The 17,374-nt window shown below is 59.9% G+C and carries 19 protein-coding genes; 9 read left to right on the top strand and 10 right to left on the bottom strand.

What is annotated here, in order from left to right; translation table 11 throughout:
• The first annotated feature begins 38 nt into the window (after positions 1 to 38).
• Positions 39 to 2,096: a prolyl oligopeptidase family serine peptidase gene (locus AC3RLQ_RS12455; protein ID WP_493037506.1), complete on the top strand. Its 2,058-nt coding sequence runs from the start codon at positions 39 to 41 to the stop codon at positions 2,094 to 2,096.
• A 13-nt stretch (positions 2,097 to 2,109) separates the two neighbouring features.
• On the opposite strand, the gene AC3RLQ_RS12450 is transcribed toward AC3RLQ_RS12455, so the two are convergent.
• Complete coding sequence (locus AC3RLQ_RS12450) at positions 2,110 to 2,319, bottom strand: transposase (RefSeq protein ID WP_493037504.1); 210 nt, start codon at positions 2,317 to 2,319, stop codon at positions 2,110 to 2,112.
• Between the two features lie 117 nt (positions 2,320 to 2,436).
• On the bottom strand, positions 2,437 to 2,958 hold the full coding sequence (locus AC3RLQ_RS12445; RefSeq protein WP_493037502.1) for a pentapeptide repeat-containing protein: 522 nt from the start codon (positions 2,956 to 2,958) through the stop codon (positions 2,437 to 2,439).
• A gap of 178 nt (positions 2,959 to 3,136) precedes the next feature.
• Here AC3RLQ_RS12445 and AC3RLQ_RS12440 point away from each other — a divergent pair, with 178 nt between their 5' ends.
• Entirely contained in the window at positions 3,137 to 4,102 is a 966-nt protein-coding gene (locus AC3RLQ_RS12440) for a hypothetical protein (RefSeq protein WP_493037500.1), read from the top strand.
• A 17-nt stretch (positions 4,103 to 4,119) separates the two neighbouring features.
• Positions 4,120 to 4,326, top strand: a complete 207-nt coding sequence (locus AC3RLQ_RS12435) for a hypothetical protein (RefSeq protein WP_493037498.1) — start codon at positions 4,120 to 4,122, stop codon at positions 4,324 to 4,326.
• A 3-nt stretch (positions 4,327 to 4,329) separates the two neighbouring features.
• Here the strand turns inward: AC3RLQ_RS12435 and AC3RLQ_RS12430 are convergent, their stop codons facing one another.
• Complete coding sequence (locus AC3RLQ_RS12430) at positions 4,330 to 4,890, bottom strand: hypothetical protein (RefSeq protein WP_493037496.1); 561 nt, start codon at positions 4,888 to 4,890, stop codon at positions 4,330 to 4,332.
• A gap of 5 nt (positions 4,891 to 4,895) precedes the next feature.
• The gene (locus AC3RLQ_RS12425; RefSeq protein WP_422322084.1) at positions 4,896 to 5,264 is read right to left on the bottom strand and encodes a HesB/IscA family protein; all 369 of its coding nucleotides are present in this window, start codon (positions 5,262 to 5,264) and stop codon (positions 4,896 to 4,898) included.
• 151 nt (positions 5,265 to 5,415) lie between these two features.
• Here AC3RLQ_RS12425 and AC3RLQ_RS12420 point away from each other — a divergent pair, with 151 nt between their 5' ends.
• From AC3RLQ_RS12420 to AC3RLQ_RS12410, 3 genes are all read left to right on the top strand, one after another.
• On the top strand, positions 5,416 to 5,736 hold the full coding sequence (locus AC3RLQ_RS12420) for a hypothetical protein (RefSeq protein ID WP_461523628.1): 321 nt from the start codon (positions 5,416 to 5,418) through the stop codon (positions 5,734 to 5,736).
• A 3-nt stretch (positions 5,737 to 5,739) separates the two neighbouring features.
• Entirely contained in the window at positions 5,740 to 6,222 is a 483-nt protein-coding gene (locus AC3RLQ_RS12415) for a hypothetical protein (RefSeq protein ID WP_493037493.1), read from the top strand.
• Positions 6,223 to 6,385: 163 nt separating this feature from the next.
• Complete coding sequence (locus AC3RLQ_RS12410; RefSeq protein ID WP_461523626.1) at positions 6,386 to 7,756, top strand: Gfo/Idh/MocA family protein; 1,371 nt, start codon at positions 6,386 to 6,388, stop codon at positions 7,754 to 7,756.
• A gap of 4 nt (positions 7,757 to 7,760) precedes the next feature.
• On the opposite strand, the gene AC3RLQ_RS12405 is transcribed toward AC3RLQ_RS12410, so the two are convergent.
• The 3 genes from AC3RLQ_RS12405 to AC3RLQ_RS12395 all read right to left on the bottom strand — a co-directional run bounded on the left by AC3RLQ_RS12405 (position 7,761) and on the right by AC3RLQ_RS12395 (position 10,298).
• Positions 7,761 to 8,015, bottom strand: a complete 255-nt coding sequence (locus AC3RLQ_RS12405) for a chaperone modulator CbpM (RefSeq protein WP_493037491.1) — start codon at positions 8,013 to 8,015, stop codon at positions 7,761 to 7,763.
• A 1-nt stretch (position 8,016) separates the two neighbouring features.
• On the bottom strand, positions 8,017 to 8,979 hold the full coding sequence (locus AC3RLQ_RS12400) for a DnaJ C-terminal domain-containing protein (RefSeq protein ID WP_493037489.1): 963 nt from the start codon (positions 8,977 to 8,979) through the stop codon (positions 8,017 to 8,019).
• A gap of 62 nt (positions 8,980 to 9,041) precedes the next feature.
• Positions 9,042 to 10,298, bottom strand: a complete 1,257-nt coding sequence (locus tag AC3RLQ_RS12395; RefSeq protein WP_493037487.1) for an MgtC/SapB family protein — start codon at positions 10,296 to 10,298, stop codon at positions 9,042 to 9,044.
• 88 nt (positions 10,299 to 10,386) lie between these two features.
• Here AC3RLQ_RS12395 and hisC point away from each other — a divergent pair, with 88 nt between their 5' ends.
• Both hisC and AC3RLQ_RS12385 read left to right on the top strand, forming a co-directional pair.
• Positions 10,387 to 11,481: a histidinol-phosphate transaminase gene (hisC, locus tag AC3RLQ_RS12390; RefSeq protein WP_493037485.1), complete on the top strand. Its 1,095-nt coding sequence runs from the start codon at positions 10,387 to 10,389 to the stop codon at positions 11,479 to 11,481.
• A 73-nt stretch (positions 11,482 to 11,554) separates the two neighbouring features.
• Positions 11,555 to 13,096 carry a L,D-transpeptidase family protein gene (locus AC3RLQ_RS12385; RefSeq protein ID WP_493037483.1) on the top strand — a complete coding sequence of 514 codons (1,542 nt, stop codon included), beginning with the start codon at positions 11,555 to 11,557 and terminating at the stop codon, positions 13,094 to 13,096.
• A gap of 47 nt (positions 13,097 to 13,143) precedes the next feature.
• Here the strand turns inward: AC3RLQ_RS12385 and AC3RLQ_RS12380 are convergent, their stop codons facing one another.
• Positions 13,144 to 13,884, bottom strand: coding sequence for a glycosyltransferase (locus AC3RLQ_RS12380; RefSeq protein WP_493037481.1), 741 nt, complete (start codon positions 13,882 to 13,884; stop codon positions 13,144 to 13,146).
• Between the two features lie 143 nt (positions 13,885 to 14,027).
• Here AC3RLQ_RS12380 and AC3RLQ_RS12375 point away from each other — a divergent pair, with 143 nt between their 5' ends.
• On the top strand, positions 14,028 to 14,786 hold the full coding sequence (locus AC3RLQ_RS12375) for a DUF3313 family protein (protein ID WP_493037479.1): 759 nt from the start codon (positions 14,028 to 14,030) through the stop codon (positions 14,784 to 14,786).
• A gap of 9 nt (positions 14,787 to 14,795) precedes the next feature.
• On the opposite strand, the gene AC3RLQ_RS12370 is transcribed toward AC3RLQ_RS12375, so the two are convergent.
• Together AC3RLQ_RS12370 and AC3RLQ_RS12365 are read right to left on the bottom strand one after the other, a co-directional pair.
• Positions 14,796 to 15,875 (bottom strand): L,D-transpeptidase family protein, encoded by a 1,080-nt coding sequence (locus AC3RLQ_RS12370; protein ID WP_493037477.1) that lies wholly within the window; start codon positions 15,873 to 15,875, stop codon positions 14,796 to 14,798.
• A gap of 210 nt (positions 15,876 to 16,085) precedes the next feature.
• Positions 16,086 to 17,354, bottom strand: a complete 1,269-nt coding sequence (locus AC3RLQ_RS12365) for a glutamate-5-semialdehyde dehydrogenase (RefSeq protein ID WP_493037475.1) — start codon at positions 17,352 to 17,354, stop codon at positions 16,086 to 16,088.
• Positions 17,355 to 17,374: the final 20 nt, after the last annotated feature.

The raw sequence follows: 17,374 nt of genomic DNA, 5'->3' as shown, positions 1-17,374 counted from the left end.
CGGTTAAAAACCGCGCAGGGCGGCGTTTAAGCTTCTCCATGAAATGTTTTCTTTTTCTCTCCCTGTGGGTGGTGGCTGCTCACGCGCAGCTCAGTCCCAATGGTGCCACGGCCTCATTCAAAGGCAGTCTGCCGCCCAAACCCACTGCGGCGCTTTCAGCAGAGCAGGAGGCGGGCATTGCCAAAGAGCTGGCGGCGGTGATGAAGGCCTTCCAAACGGTGAAGAAGCACCCGCGTGCAGCTGATGCGGATATCTTTCTCAAGGCGGTGAGCTACGCACTGGAGTTCGACGAGTGGTATGACAAAAAGCCGGAGGACGGAGTGAAAAAGGCGATGGCGCTGCTCGACGAAGCCAAGAAGCGCATTGCAGCACTCGGAAAAAATGAAACGCCATGGATGATTGGTAGCGGGCAGAAGGTGCTGGGCTACTATTCCAAGATCGATGATTCACCACAGCCTTATGGCGTGGAAGTGCCGGAAGGCCTGGAGTTTGGCGCGGGTAAAAAACCGGTGCCCATGTGGATCTGGCTGCATGGCCGCGGTGACACCTCCACGGATCTGCCGTTTGTGTATTCGAAGCTGATGGCGAAGAAGCCGGGGCAGTTTCAGCCGGCGGGCACGATTGTGATTCATCCCTTCGGACGTTACTGCAACGGCTGGAAGAGCGCGGGTGAAACGGATGTGTTTGAATGCCGTGATGACGCCATCAAGCGCTTCAACGTGGACACGAACCGCGTGGCGCTGGCGGGCTTCAGCATGGGCGGCGCAGGGGCCTGGCACATGGGCGCGCATTACCCGGACCAGTGGGCCTGCGTTCATACGGGCGCGGGCTTTGCGGATGTGAAGCGCTATCAAAAACTCACGCCCGACAAGTATCCGGTCTGGTATGAGCAGACGCTCTGGGGTGTGTACGACGTGCCGGACTATGCGCGGAATTTTTTCAATGTGCCGCTGATCAGCTACAGCGGCGAGGTGGATGCTCAGCGCGATTCGGCGGAGTACATGATGGAGGTGCTGGCCAAGCAGGACCTGCACCCACCGCATCTCATCGGCCCTGGCATGCCGCACAAGTACCATCCTGAAACGATCAAGGAGGTGCAGGCATGGATCGAGAAAGAGGTCGCCAAGGGACGAAACTTGTTTCCTGACGAAATCCACATTCAGACCAAGACACCGTTTTATGGCCGCGTGAAGTGGCTCAACCTGCACGGCATGGAGGAGAGCTGGAAGGAAGCTCGGCTGGATGCCAAGGTCATCGATGGGCAGACGATCGAGATGAAGACGCAGAATGTGACCCGCCTTGTGTTCTATCCACCGCCGCAGGCACGGAAGGGCGGGGGATCCCTCCAAGTGAACATTGATGGCACTACGCTGAAACTCACTGTGGGGCCAGAGTCGCCCAAATTTGAGACCTTCATGAGTCCTGGTCCGAAAGTGGCGGGAGCGTTCTGCCGGCTGATCAAGGAGAACGGAGTCTGGCGTGACTTTGGCAATGCAGAACCGTTTCAGCACGACACTCCGGCCGGAGGCAAGCCTGGCGCACATCCGGGGCCGATGGATTCGAGCTTCATGAAGCGCTTTCTGGTGGTGCTGCCAGACGGAAAATCATCTTCTCCTGCGGTGGATGAATGGGTGAACTCAGAGGCGGCGCATTTCATCAAGCGCTGGAAGGGTCTCATGCGCGGCGAAGCCCGTGTGGTGAAGGCCTCGGATGTGGGAGACATCTATGAAGCAGGCAAAACGCAGAGCCTAATCCTCTGGGGCACGCCAGAATCCAATTCCTGCCTCAGGCAGCTTGCCAAATCGCTGCCGGTGCAATGGGACGCAAAGAAAGTGGACATGGGCGGGCAGTCGTTCGACGCGAAGACCCATGTCCCTCTCATGGTTTATCCCTGTCTGAAATCTCCGGGCTTTGAAGTGGTGATCAACTCCGGCCTCACTTTCCGTGAGGCGCATGACAAGACCAACTCGCTGCAAAACCCCAAGCTCCCCGACTGGGCCATCCTGGACATCACGCAGCCGCCGAGTGCCGAGTCTGCCGGCAAGGTCGTGGCTGCGGACTTCTTTGATGATCACTGGCAGGTGAAGAAGAAATAGCACCTGCGCACCCTCATGCCGAACGATTGCGCGGCATGCAGGGGGGCAGCGGTGGGTACAACATGTCGAGTGTTGATTCACGCAGCCATCCGCTGAGAGAGGGCTGATTCACGCCCAACCGCTGGGCGATGTCTTTGCAGCTTTCTCCCAGGCGGATCCGGGAACGTGCGGCGGCGACGATGGCTGCCTTTTCAGCAGGGGAGTAACGTGATGGGCGTGGCATAGTGTTGTCGTGTGTGCGGGTGGCTGAGCCGCCCTTCCATTTAGCAAATCCGAGCCCATCACACCTGTCCTCGCAGTCCCCAAATCGCGCAAAGCAGACGCAATTTGTGCATGCTTGCTAGGCTGCCACGCACAACGCTGCGGGTCTGCCTTCCAGCATCTCCACGCCGGTGAGATCTGCGCCGTAGAGGTCGGCACCCAGCAGGTTTGCCCGAATCAGACGTGTGCCGCTGAGGTCCGCTCCGCATAGGTTTGCGTTGGCAAAATTCGCTCTTCGCAGGTCGGTGTCATGGAAGTTCACCCGGCGCAGGTCTGCACCTAAAAGCTGCACGCCGGTGCATTTGGCTCCGCGCAGGTCCGCTCCTTCAAGATTGGCCAGACTGAGATCGGCGCCGTTCAGATTAGCACCTCTGAGATCGGCCAGACTGAGGTCCGCGCCCCGCAGGTTCGCCAAGCTGAGGTCAGCTCCGTTGAGATTCGCCAGGTGCAGATCTGCCTGGGCCAGATTCACACGGCGCAGATCTGCGCCGCCGAGGTTCGCCTCGCTCAAGCAGGCGGATTGGAGGCCTTCATCCAGGAGAAAGCTGTTCCAAGCGTAGGTCCCTTGTTTCAGAACTTCCAGACATGTTGTCTTTTCCATGCAGCAATTTTCACCCAGTGCCAAAGCCGGTAAAGGGGCGCATTGTAATGTGTTTGTGCGCTGTTTACGCTTTTGTCACACTTGGGCCGCCTTGGGAAGCGACTACAAAAACAGGCGCGTTTCGCAGGTGCGCCGCACGTATCCTTGCATCATGCTCACCTCGTATTTTTCTCCCACCATGAAAACACTCGCACGCCATTTCTTCCTTCCTGCTCTCGCTGCCACGCTTCTGCTCGGCACCGCTGGTGCACGCGCTGCTGCTGGCGGAATTCAAGATGACGGAGCCTTCTTTTCCGAGTTCGCCAAGGTGAACGCCACCGGCACGATCAACGACGTCTCCGCACGGCTGCACAAGGACATCGCCGTGCAGACCTTCGCCACAGTGCCTGAGGACATGAAGGCCACGGTGATTCATCCGGACAAGGCCGCCACCAACCGTGGCTTTTCCCAGTGGGCGGAACAGCTGGCCCGCACCAAGAAAGTGAACGGTGTCTTCATCCTGCTCGTCAAACAGCCCGCGCATCTGCAGGTGGTCGTTGGCACAGACACTCAGCGTCAGGCTTTCACACTGACGGATCGGGTCACGCTGATTCAGCGCATGCTCGAACAGCTGCGGAATAAAAAGAATGATGACGCGCTGATTGATGCGGTGAATTTCATTTCCACGACCATGAGCGCGCATCGCAACGGCGCTGCTGGCCCTGTCAGTTCCAAAGCGCGCTCCTTTCAGAAGGAGGGGGGATCATCCTGGCTTCCCACGATCGGCATCGTGCTGCTGATCTGGGTGGGCTTCAGCCTCATTCGCGGGCTGTTCCGCTCCATGTCCGGAGGCGGCGGTGGTGTCGGCGGCGGCATGGGCCAGCCTGGTTATGGTGGCGGTGGCGGCTTCTTCCAAAACATGATGGGCAGCATGTTCGGCGCTGCTGCAGGAATGTGGATGTATGATCAATTCTTTGGTTCCCACAGTTCGGCTTCTTCCTTCGGGGCTGATCCAACAGACACCTCTCACAGTGACGGCGGCTTCTCCGGCACCGATACCGACTACACCAGTTCCGGCGGCAGTTTTGGCGATGACTCCGGCGACGGCTTCGACGGTGGTGGTGACTCGGGTGGCGGCGACTTCGGCGGTGGTGGTGACTTTTAATCTGCCACTTTGCAGCCATGAGTCGTTACGCCAGCAATCAGGATGTGGTGCGCTTCTTTGCCGCCCACAACATTGAGGTGACCAACGTTCGCCGCGAAGGGGTTGTGCGCCACTTGTGCGTTCAGTCTAGGCCGCTCACACTGCCCATGGATGCCAGTCCGGACGAGTGCCTGCGCCGGGTGCGCGAGGGCATGGCTGCGCCCGTGCCGGCGGAAGGCAAATAGGGCTCACATCAAACTCAGCAAAGCTTCCCGAACCTGGGCCTGCCATTTGCCGAAATAAGCCAGACGGGCCTGGAGGATTTGCAGGTCGGCGAGGGCGTTGGTGTCGCCTGCGCTGAGACGGGAGTCAAAGGCGGGTAGGTCTGCCAGTAGGGCGGTGCGCTCCGCATCGAGTGTGGTGCCGAGGGCCTCGAGCTGCTCACGCAGCCGCATTTCATCCGGTGCCAGCAGGGCCTTGGCGAGTGCGGAGGTGGCGGTCTGTTTGCGCTTGAGAAAAGCAGCGACGCTCTGCAGTGCCGGGCCCAGCTGGCCAAAGAGCGACATCATGGCTTCGTCGATGGGAATGGCACGCCAGGGCACGGCATGCAAATCCAGCAAATGCTTGATGCGTTTCTCGGGCGCCTGAAGTGTTTCGTAGGCGTTGTTGATCTCAGCGGCGTGGGAGGCATCACCACCCGGTTGATCGGGGTGTGCTCCGCGGCTGGCAGACAGCCAGGCTTGCTGCAGCGCCTCGGCATCGAGTGCGGCAATGCGTGGCAGGCCGAGGAGGGCAAAGGCGTTCGACATCGGTCTCAGGCGGAGAAGCTTTCGCCACAGGAGCAGGTGACGACGGCGTTCGGGTTCTTCACCTTGAACCCACCGCTTTGGATGTCGTCGCTGTAATCGAGTTCGGAACCGGAGACGAAGAGCGCGCTCTTGGGATCGATGACGACACGCACGTCGCTGGAGGTGACCATGATGTCTCGATTGGCCGGGCCATCGACCAGATCCATCTTGTACTGCAGGCCGGAGCAGCCGCCTCCGACAACGGCCACGCGCAGGGCGCCGTTTTCCGCGCGGCCCTGCTTTTTGAGCAGGCCAAGAAGACGGTTGGCGGCGTTTGGCAGCACCTTGATGAGCTTTTCATTGCCAATTTTGAAACTGGGGGCGACGGCGGTCATGGGGAGGGACAGATAGCGCAGAGATGAACGAAAGAAAGCAAAGGGGCGAAGTGTCAAGCATGCAGGGGACTTCTATTTTTCCTCATCCGTGGATTATGCTTGCCTCATCAGCCGATTTTTGAGACGTAAGAGGGAGAACTTCAATATCCCCATGAGCGCACTCGAGGCAACCCCTCTCCCCCTGCAACTCTTCACCCTGAAAGATGGGCTCGTCTCCAGTGACAGCGGTCAGGAAGCCGTGAATAACTACGCCGCTGATTTCCAAGGGCTGCGGCACTTTGGACTCAAAGTGGGCGAGTGCCTGGAACTCGGTGCCCCCTGGATGGGGACGCTGCAGGAAGATGATTTCACCCTGAACTTTGCTTATTTCGACGCCGGTACTGATGCCAAAGATCCCGGTGCAGGCGCACACATCGGCGAACGCGTGCCGATGTTTGAACTCCTCACCCGTGCCAATTCCTTGGAGGCATAAACCATGGCTGCATCTATCACACCCTCCCTACGGTCCGCCCTCGAACGTCTGAAGCATGCTGGCTCGGTGAATGGACTGCTGCTGTGCTGGCGGCGGCAAATTCTGATCAACCTGCTGCCCTTTGAGGAGTTTCGCGCCGAGCGTCTCCTTCAGGCCCTGCATGATGCACGCGCGCACTTTGGCAGTGGCGGTGACCGTGACGTGAAAACGTTTTGGTTTGGCTATGAGGGAGTCTTTGTGCTGGCCTTGTTTCAGGGGGAATGCCTGCTGATCACGTTGCACACGCACGCCTCGGAGGTGGACTTTTTGCGCCGCGCCGGACTGACCTTTCTGGAAGACACGCAGCTCTTGGTGGATGCGCTGCTCCAGCCTTCGCCAGACGACGAAATCAGCCGGGTCGAAACACAGCCGCTGAGCAACCTCGACAGCGATGGGCATCCGCCGCAGTCAACCGGCCTGACGAAGATCATCCCACGGTATTCCTGAGGCCTTAGTCGCACCCGGCGGGCGATGTCTGCACAGGGCTCATTGCAGCCATTAGGGGCTTCCTAATGGCGTGCTGATGGGGTGGGCAATCTGGCCTTTCGCTGAAAGGTTTGTCTTTCCCGTGCCGAAATCTCAGCTCTGTTTGCAACCATTCTCCGTACCTATGTCTGACCCAGCCGTTTCTGCCTTCTCACGTCGTCGTTTTCTCAATGCCAGCGGTGGTGCAATCCTCGCTCCGGCAGTTTTCACTTCTGCGGGAAGTTTGCTCGCGCAGCAGAAGGCGGACTCAAATGAGACATTGAAGATCGGCCTCATCGGGTGCGGTGGCCGTGGCACCGGGGCGGCGGCGCAGGCGCTGGGCGCGGATTACAATTCGAAGATCGTCGCCATGGCCGACGCGTTCGACACGCAGATCGAGAACAGCATCAAGAATCTCTCCGCGAGTTTTCCAGATCGCGTTGACGTGAAGCCGGACAAGAAATTTACGGGTCTGGATGCGTATCAAAAGCTCATCGACTGCGGCGTGGATGTGGTGCTGCTTGCCACTCCGCCCGGGTTCCGCCCTCTGCACCTCACGGCGGCGGTGGAGGCAGGGAAGCACATCTTCTGCGAGAAGCCGATGGCGGTGGATGCTGCTGGTTATCGCGTGGCCCAAGCGGCGGTCGAAAAGGCGAAGCAGAAGAAGCTCAACCTCGTGGCCGGTTTCTGCTGGCGCTACTCCACCAGCCGCATCGAATGCTACAAGCGCCTGCATGAAGGTCAGATCGGCGACATCACCAGCATTCTGGCGACTTATTATGCTGGTCCGGTCAAAGTCATGCCGCCTGCGGCAGGTCGTCCTGCCGGGATGGGGGATGTGGAGTGGCAGGTGCGCAACTGGTACAACTTCTCCTGGCTCAGCGGTGACAGTCTCGTGGAGCAGGCGGTGCACAGCCTCGACAAGATCTGCTGGGCCATGAAGGACACTCCTCCTGTCAGCGTCATCGCCACTGGCGGGCGCCAGCGTCAGGCGGAAGGCGGCAACATCTTTGACCACTTCCACTGCGCCTTCGAATGGGATGGCGGCATTCTTTGCCACATCACCAATCGTCAGATCAACGGCTGCCACAACGAAGTCATCGACAACATCCAGGGCACCAAAGGCAAGCTGGTCATCGGCAAAGGTTCCGCGCCATTCATCGACGGCGAAAAGCGCTGGCGCTGGCGCGGTGAGGAAAAGAACATGTACGATCTGGAGCATCAGGCGCTCTTCAATGCCATCCGCAAAGGCGAGGTCATCAATGATGGTGACCGCATGATGAGCAGCACGCTGATTGCCATCATGGGCCGTGAAGCCGCCTACACAGGGCAGAAGATTCTTTGGAAGGAAGAGGCTGCACCTGCGGATCAGGGCGGAGGGAAGGATAAAAAATCCGCGCGTGTGGCGCTGGCGATGCTGTCCTCCAAGCAGGACCTCGCGCCTGACAATCTTCAGTTTGGCGACAAATTTGAGCCCACGCCGATGCCGGTGCCCGGGGTGACGCAGTTCACTTAAGCTCTCAGCGTCTGGTGCGAAGTTCCTGGCGCAGTTGCTCGACTTCATCGAGCAACTGCGTGAGCATTTTGAGGCCGCTGAGATTCATCTCGCAGGCTTCGCGCAGCGCCTCGATGCGGCGCAGCGTGCGTATGGTCTCGTCATCGAAGTCCGGATGGATGATGCCATGTTCCTGATACTGTACGATCGTCTGCGTGGAGACACCGGTCGTCTCGGCGAGGATTTCCAGCGAGTAGGTTTGAGGTGTGGTGTCGCTCATGTCAGGCGCGTGGGTTGAAGGTGGAGGCGCTGCGCAGTTGTTCCCACAGCGTGCGTTCGGCATCGCTGAGCTTGGTCGGCAGCACGATCTGGAGTTTGACGAAGAAATCGCCGCGCTCGGCGGACTTGCCTTTGGGCAGGCCGCGGCCGCGCACGCGCAGGCTCTGGCCGTTTTCGCTGCCTGCGGGGACGCGCAGCTTGATGGAGCCGTCGAGTGTCGGCACGATCACCTCCGCGCCCAGCACAGCCTCCCATGGGGCGAGGTCGAGATCGTGATGCACATCGGCCTCTTCGGTGGTGAATTCGGGATGGGCGGCATGGCGCACGCGCAGGTAGAGGTCTCCGGCCTGACCGCCATTTTGGCCGGGTTCGCCCTGGCCGGGCACTCGGATGCGGCGGCCATCAGTGGCACCGGGCGGGATGCGTACTTCGAAGCTGTGCGTCTGCACCGCACCGGTCTGGCGGTTCACGGTTTGCAGTGAAATCGGCCGCTGGGTGCCGTGCATGGCTTCTTCCAAAGTGACAAGGATGTCGCCCTCGATGTCATGGCCACGCCGCGCGCGGCCTTTCTTCGCGGCCCCGGTGGGGATTTCTTCTTCAAAGCCCTGCGGGAATCCATAGCGGCTGCCGCCACTGAAGTATTGCTCGAAGAAGTCGCTGAAGCCGGTGCCGCCAAAATGGAACTCCTGCTCATGGCCACCTGCTCCCTGCGGGGGCTGCTGGAAATGACCTTCGTCCTGCCAGTTGGCTCCCAGGGTGTCATACTTCCTGCGCTTCTCCGGATCGCTGAGCACCTCGTTGGCCTCGTTGATCTCCTTGAACTTGGCTTCGGCGGTCTTCTTGTCCTTGGCAGTGTCGGGATGGTAGAGGCGGGCCAGTTTGCGGAAGGCCTTCTTGATCTCGTCCGCGCTGGCATCGCGTGCGACCCCAAGGGTGGCGTAGTAGTCTTTAAATTCGGCGGGCATGATATGGAGTATTTACGTCGCGCAGTGACATGTCGTTGTGAATCGTACTGCATTCTTTGCAGTCAGCGCCAGAAGGCCAGGATGGCCGCGCCACCGGCGACTGACATCAGCAGGCCGAGCAGGGCAGGTTTGATGTAAGCTCGGGAACCCAGGGCGATCACAAAAAACATTTTGAAACACAGATTGGCCATACCACCGACGAGAATCATGCGCCAGGCGATGGAGGTCTCAAGGTGCCCCGTGTTGACCAGCCGTGAGGTGGAAAGCGTGATGGCCGACATGTCCGGCAGGCCGGAAAGAAAAGCCGCCACGTACAAGCCTGCGGAACTGTTGTGCTGGCGGGTATAGGCCACGATGACCAGCACCAGTGCATAGAGCAGCCCGAGGGCGACTGCATTTTTCAGTTCGGATGGCGGGTGCTCATCCACCGGTTCCGAGTCGGCATTTTCTGCCAGCCGATGCGCCACGGCGGCGATCAGCCCCACCCAAAACATCATGGCTACGAGTGGCGGCAGCAGCTCGCGAATATGGTCAGAGGCGACGATTATCACCTCTGCCAGCAGACGTACAAACGCCACGGCGGAGGCGATCAAGGCCATGGCAGCAAGCGACATGCTGCCTGCGGAGGAAATTTTGCTGCGACGTGCGCTGCTGGCTGTCGTGGCGGTGCTGGACACCAGCCCGCCGAGGATGCCTGCCAGAGCGGCACCTTTGGAGCCGCCCAGAAATTTTTCAGCCATGTAGGCCGCGAGGCTGATGCCCACGATGAGCACCACGATGAGCCATATGGCGAAGGGATTGAGCACGCCGAGGTAGCCCATCTCGCGGTTGGGGAGCGCGGGCAGAATGACGAGGCCCAGGAGCACGAGGCGCACGATGGCGCGCAGTTCCTCCTCACCGAAATGCCGCACCATGGCATGCAGACCCTTTTTACTTTGGAGCAGCGCCATGACACCACCCGCGATCATCACGGCCAGAAGCCGCTCTCCGAGCATGGTGATGATGCCCACTGCAAACATCACGAGCATCGCCATTTCCGTGGCGAGGCCGGAAACCGGCGGGCGTTTTGCCTGCCGCAGCCAGCTGCCAAGCACGACAATGCAGGCAAATGTGATGAATCCTGCGGCAATCACCCAGCTGCCATAGGCATTCCCCAGCAGACCGGTCAGAGCGCCGAAGAGCGTCAACAGGGCAAAGGTGCGGATTCCCGCGACGCGATTCTGCACCCATTCGCGCTGCAAACCGACCAGCAACCCCAGTCCGATGGCGGTGCCGAGGGATTGCAGCAGTTCCGTGGTTTCAGGCAGCGGGGTGGGCATGGCAGTTAAACGAAGTCTCAGGGAGACTTTACACGGACTTGCCATCGTCGCCATCCCAGTCCAAGAAAAGGACTCCAAGCCACCAACCATGTCCATCTGGAACTACGCCAACCCACAGCTCAAAGACCTCGTCGCTTACGAACCCGGCAAACCCATCGAAGATGTGGCCCGTGAACGCGGCTTGAAGCCGGAGGACATCATCAAGCTCGCCTCCAACGAGAATCCTCTCGGGCCTTCGCCCAAGGCCATAGTGGCGATGCAGGAGGCCGTCAAAGAGGTCAACATCTACCCGGACGGCGCTTCGTGGAAGCTGCGCAATGCGCTGGCGGAAAAATTCGGCCTGGAAATGGGCAACATCATCATGGGCTGCGGCTCCAATGAAGTCATCGAATTCATCGGCCACGCCTTCCTCAAGCCCGGCGACAACATCATCACCGCCGAGCACGCGTTCCTGGTCTACAAGCTCATGGCCAAGGTGTTCGGGGCTGACACCATCGAAGTGCCAGATCCCGGCTACGTGCATGACCTCGATGCGATGGCGGCAGCCATCACGCCGAACACGAAGGAAGTCTTCATCGCGAATCCGAACAATCCCACGGGCACGCTCGTCACCCAGGAGCAGATTGACCGCTTCATGGCCAAAGTTCCCGCGCATGTCGTCGTCGTGTTCGATGAGGCCTACTATGAGTTCCTCGACAATCCGCCAGACACGCTCAAATACGTCCGCGAAGGCCGCAACGTCGTCGTGCTGCGCACGTTCTCGAAGATCCAGGGCCTTGCAGGTACGCGTGTCGGCTACGGCATCGCCAACAAGGAGCTCATAGACGTGCTCCAGCGCACGCGGCAGCCCTTCAATCTGAACTCCATCGCCCAGGCCGGCGCACTGGCCGGCTTGCTCGACGAAGAGCATCAGAACAAGACCAAGGCCATCACCGATGAAGGCCGCGCCTACCTGCAGCAGCAGTTTGGCGACATGGGTCTCGAATACATCCCGAGCTACGCTAACTTCGTCCTCGTCAAAGTCGGTGATGGCAATGCCGTCTTCAAAGCCATGATGGACAAGGGCGTCATCGTCCGGGCCATGGCCGCCTACAAGCTCCCCGAATGGGTGCGCATCAGCATTGGCACCATGCCGCAGAACGAGCGCTGCATCGAGGTTCTGAAGCAGGTGCTTGGGAAGTAGGATTCGCGGAGGTTTTCGCCGCACCAGTGTGAACAGTGACTTGTGAATGCAGCAAATGCGGATTGAATGCCGCATGATGCTGAAACTTTTGCCATCGAAGTTCACGTGGGTGCTTTGTGTTCTGCCCGTGCTGGCAGGCTGTCTGCCCGGCACGATCATGGCCCAGGTTGAAACGGTGAAGCCTGCGATTCCCACCATTGAGCCCGGGTTGGATCTGGCGGTGAAGTGGCCCTGGCAGGTGGAGCCTTCTGATGAGGCTGCTTGGGGCCTGCCTGTTGACGTGCTGGTGGAAGCTCCTGGGGCAAAACCCGGTGGACAAACCGCCTCTGAAACGGGGGCCAAAACGACGCCTGCGACCAAGGTCGCTCCCAAAGGTCCGCCCGCGACGATGATCGAACACGTGGTGGCAAAGGGGGACTCTCTCACCAAGATCGCGCATGCCAATGGCGTGACGGTGGACCAGCTCAGGATTTTCAATCAACTGAAGAACGACCGGATTGTCATCGGGCAGGTGGTGAAAGTCCCAGGGGAGAGTGACATCAAGGTCATGGTCGACGCAGCAGTCGCCGCCGAAAAAGCTGCGGCGAAGGCCCCGGCCAAGGAGAAGCCCAAAAAAGCCCCAAACCCCGTCAAGGAGGAGGCGCCGGTATTGATCGCCACCAAACCCCATCGCGCGCTGCCACCTGCGGCCTGGGGGGCTGCATCTTTGGTGCTCATCCAAGCTTTTCTAGACCGGCAGGGATTCACCATCGGTCCGATTGATGGCACGGCGGGGCCGGTTTATGACGCGGCGTACAAGGCATTTGAAAAAGCCCATCCCGGAGAGCTTCACACTCCTGAAGGCCAGCCCTCCGCCGCTATGAAAGCCATCGGCGGCCCCTACGTCGAGTATGTACTCACGGCAGCGGACATGCGCTGGATTTTACCTCATCCTGGCAGCGCTGCCACAGGCAAGTCGAAGGTCAAGGCCGTGGAGCCGCCACCCACTTTTGAAGAACTGACGCATGAGCCTTTCATGGCCTACCGCTCTGGCTGGGAATGTGTGGCCGAGCGCTTTCATGCGGCCGAGTCATTCCTGCGGCATATCAATCCCGGTATCAAAAATCCCAATGTTCCCGGTGCGGTGTTTCTGGTGCCGAATGTGATTCCATTCGAAATCGAAAATGCGCTGGCCGAGCCGCTTCAGCCTGCGGCTGATCCCGCAGCTCCCATCTCCGCCAGCATGCTGGGCGTGAGCCGCCTGATCATTCGTCGCGGAGATGTCGTCATTGCCAGCATGCCGGTCTCAGCGGCGCGCCCGGGATTGCGTGGTCGCAAGACATGGAAGATTCTGGATGTCGTTGCGCGCCCCCGTCTCTCCAGCACGGGCGATCCTGCTGCCCCCATGACGGTGCCCTACCGGCTGTCTGCCGGTCCTAACAATCCGGTGGGCATTGTCTGGATCAATCTGGCCAAGGGCAGCGATCCCAAACCTCTGCCTTACGGTCTGCATGGCACCAGCATCCCCGGTACGATGACGAAGCAGGAAAGCATCGGCGGCTTCCGCATGACGAACTGGGACATCGCCCGCGCTGTGCGGCTGCTGCCAGCGGGCACCGAATTGAAGTGGGAGTAAAGAGGCGGGGCATCCGCACAGCGCAAGCGTGACGCTTGCGCTATGGATCAGCGCTTCGCGCGGCGTTTGCGGATGGCGAGAACATCCCGCGCCATGCGGAACGAATCGCGGATCAAATGCACGTGACCGCCGGGGGTTTCGTGCCAGGCGATGGATGCCTCCTCAAACTCGCAGCCGCTGTCATGCAGGGCGGCGAGCAGTTCGACGTCAAAAGCAAAGCCATGAATGCGCAATGTTGGGGCGATGCGCAGATAGGCTGCGCGCGGCACGAATTTGAGCCCGCACTGACTGTCGTGAATGGGGACGCGCAGCAACGTGGCCACGAGAGTTCCAAAGATACGGCCCATGAGCCGGCGCTTCCACTGCCGCTGCACCTTGGAGCTGGTTTGATCCCAGCGGGAGGCAAACACCGCTGTCAGGGGGGCTGGTTGCAGGCGGACACGGCGGATGAGATTGGCGACTTCAGTGGCCGAGCAGGAGCCGTCTGCATCCACAAAAGCGAGCCAGTCCACCGGCGGTGCCTGGTCCCAGCCGGCATACACGGCACCGCCTTTGCCCAAATTTTTCGGCAGAAACATCGGAGGGAGCAGGTGCTCGTTCTGGTGGCAGAGGGGAGTGATGATCTCCCTCATCCGTTCGGTCTCCGCCGCATCTGAGCCGTCTTCCACCACCTGAATGCTCACACCACCCAGCGCATGAGTCACCGCGCACAATTCCGTGAGGAACGGTCCGATGCGCCCGCTTTCCTGATAGCAGGGAATCACGAGATGAACGGTGGCTGGTGGCATGAAAGGACTGATGACCGATGTTCGGCAGAAAGCGTGGGGGATAAAAGCTAAATTCGTGGAGGCTGCGCATCTTTTGTACGGCTGCGATGGTCTGGTATTGCGGAGCAGTTGGGTTCTGTGGCTTTATCGTGGACACATCCACCATGCGTTTCCTGCAATTCATTTTCGCGCTGCTGCTGGTGCTGCCTGCCTGCAGTTCGACGAATCGCATGCTCAAAGCGCAGCCTGTAGGTCTGTCGCCGTTTTTTGAGCAGCCATGGCTGGCGCAGGATGCGCGTGCCCAGCTGGGGTTTCAGAAAATCTGGACCACGCCTGATCCGCAGCTGCTCGCGCAGGGAAAGGCGAAGCGAAAGCTCTACATCGCTCCAGTGACGCTGCATTATTTGCGTCCGTTGAACCGGGCGTTTTCTTCCGGCGAGGTCGCCTGGGGCGGGGTGCAGCGCCAGGAGATGGATGTGGCAGTGCGGCTGCGTGAGGAGTTTGTGGCCGCCTTTCGTCGCTCGCCGACGCCGCTCTATCGACTCGTGAACCAGCCCGGCAAGGATACGCTGACACTGCAGCTGGCGATCACAGAACTCAATCCCACCAGCCCGAAGGGGAACGCGGTGGTCACCGTGTTGAAGTTTGTGATCACGCCTGTGATCGGCCTGGCGGCCTATTTCACCAAAGGCAACATGGCCATCGAGGGCAAAGTGGTGGACTCCGTGTCAGGCCGGGCCTTCTTCCAGTTCGCGGACAATGAGAGCGACAAGCTGACTTTCATCAACCTGCGGGATTACCAGCCTTACGGTCATGCCGTTAACACCATCCGCTACTGGGCCACGCAATTTGAGCAGATGACACGTTCTCCGCGGGGATGGAAGGTGAAGGATTCGGGCTCCATCACACTGCGGCCCAATTGACAGCCACCTCTATTTTCTGCCAAACAGCCTGGAGAAGAAGCCTCGCTTGGGCTCGGGTGGTGGCGGAGCAGGGGCCACAGGCTGCGCCTTGGCGATCACGACCGGCCGCGGCTCAGGAGCCGGACCTTCAATGATCACGGTCATGCCCTGAGTGATCTGTTTCACCAGCCGCACCACGTCCCAGTTCGCCGTGCGCATGCACCCATGGCTGGAAGTGCGGCCGATATTCTGCGGCGAGTTCGTGCCGTGAATGCCGATGCCAGGGCGGTTCAAACCGATCCACATGACTCCCACAGGGTTGTTTGGGCCGATGGGCAGTTCGTAAAAGTTGCCGCTACGCACACCGTACTCGAGCACGCTTTTGTCCCAGCGAAAGGTGGGCATCTGTGTGATGCCCAGGATGCGCCAGGTGCCGGGCGGCGTGGCCAGATGGCCGCTGCCAGGGGTAATGGGCAGGCTGGCCAGCAACTTTTCACCATCCCACACATCAAGCACCTTTTCCCGGGTGTCGATCTTGATGACGCGAGTGAGAAATTCCGGCACCTCAGGCAGCTTGGGAATTTCCGTGAGCTCTTCGATGAGGAAGGGCTGCACCGCAGGGACTTTGACCACATCGCCTGGTTTGAGCGCGCTCATCTTTAGGGGCTTGTTGATGAACTCCAGCAACTCCGGAGCACTGTGAAAGCGCTCGGTCAGAAACTCCAGCAGGGAGTCGTAGGGCAGGTACTTCTTCTTGCTCTGCGCGGACGGCTGGCGGGGCACCTCGCCCACAAACTTGAGATCTTCCTCCCGGATGGTGTAGGTGGTATAAATCTCCGGCACGCTGGACACGTCCAACGTGTTGGTTTCGACCTCGCTCTCAGGCAGGCCATGAGAACGCTGGTAGCGCTTCAGCGCCTTCGTGGTGAACTCACCGGGGCGGCCATCCAGCTTTCCGGGTCCGAAGAGCTGGGTGTCCAGAAAGATCTGCAGCCGCAGGATGTCATCAATGGGTTCAGGTGCCTTGGGCAGCAGATTAGGGATCACCGCCGATGCGGAGGCGCAGGCCAGGAAGACCAAGGGAAGAAAACGAGAAAACAGAGGGTTCATAGGGACTTGAAAAGCCTGTCGCAACTGCGGCGGCCTTTCGGGGGCTTAGACTGCAAAGAGTATGGTTACGCACGAGACCGCAAGTGAAGATGCGCTTCACTTGGCAAATGCGCGCAAGAAAGATGCCATGCCAAGGACGGGGCAGTCACTATCCATGACTACTGTTTCCGGTGGTTTGGCTCTGCTGAGCCGGCTTGGTGTCTGCCGGATTTACCCGCGCACCTGTCCGCTGCCATCCACGAGATATTTATAGCTGCACAGCTCTGCCAAGCCCATCGGCCCTCGCGCATGCAGCTTGTCCGTGGAGATGCCGATCTCGGCACCGAAGCCAAATTCGCCACCATCGTTGAACCGTGTGCTGGCATTGTGCAGGACGACGGCGCTGTCCACCTCATGCTGGAAGCGTTCGGCAGCGGCGCGGTCTTTGGTGATGATGCTGTCGGTGTGGTGAGAACCGTAGCGGTTGATGTGCGCGATGGCTTCATCCAATCCGCTGACGGTTTTGACGGCAAGGATAAGGTCGAGGTACTCGGTGCTCCAGTCTTCCTCCTTGGCAGGATGGGCCTCCACGCCGAGGTGCAGCAGTGCCGTGGCATCCGCATGGATTTCTACCCCTGCCTCATAGAGACGCTGTCCTATGAGCGGATAAAAGGTGGCGGCGAGATCCTCATGCACCAGGATGGTTTCGAGGGCATTGCACACGCCGGGCTTCTGACACTTGCTGTTGACGATGATGTTCGCGGCCATGTCGAGATCCGCATCCACATGGACATACACGTGGCACACGCCGTCGTAGTGCTTGATGACGGGCATGCGCGCTGTGGCCACGACTTTTTCGATCAGGCCTTTGCCGCCGCGTGGGATGATGAGGTCGAGGTATTGATCCATCTGCGCCATGTGCTCGACGCTGGCGCGATCGGTGAAGGGGATGAGCTGGATGCTGTCGGGCGGGAGTCCGGCGCGTTCTCCCCCGGCCTGCAAGGCGGCGGCGAGAGCGCGGTTGCTGTCGATGGCCTCGCTGCCACCGCGCAAGATGGTGGCGTTGCCGGTTTTAAAGCAAAGGGAGGCGGCGTCCGTGGTGACGTTCGGGCGTGACTCAAAGATGATGCCGATGACGCCGATGGGGACGCGGACTTTGCGAATGTGCAGTCCGTTGGGGCGGGTCCAGTCGGTGAGCTTTTCGCCCACGGGATCGGGCAGCAGGGCGACTTCACGCACGGCATCGGCCACAGCTTTGAGGCGCTTGGGATCGAGTGTGAGGCGGTCGATCATGGCCTTGCTCAGTCCGTTTTGCTCCGCCCGGGCGAGGTCGAGTGCATTGGCGGCGAGGATGGCATCCTGACGGGCCATGATCTCGTCGGCCATGGCCACGAGGATGGCGTTCTTCTGCTCGGAGGTCAGTTTGACCAGAGCATAGGAGGCGGCACGGGCACGGCGGCCCATGTCGAGGATGGCGGACTTGATTTCGGAATCGGTCATTGAAAAAAGTAGGGGCAGCC

Source organism: Prosthecobacter sp. GW821-HT29F12 (genome assembly GCF_058803405.1).
This window is presented reverse-complemented; position numbering and strand designations above follow the sequence as displayed.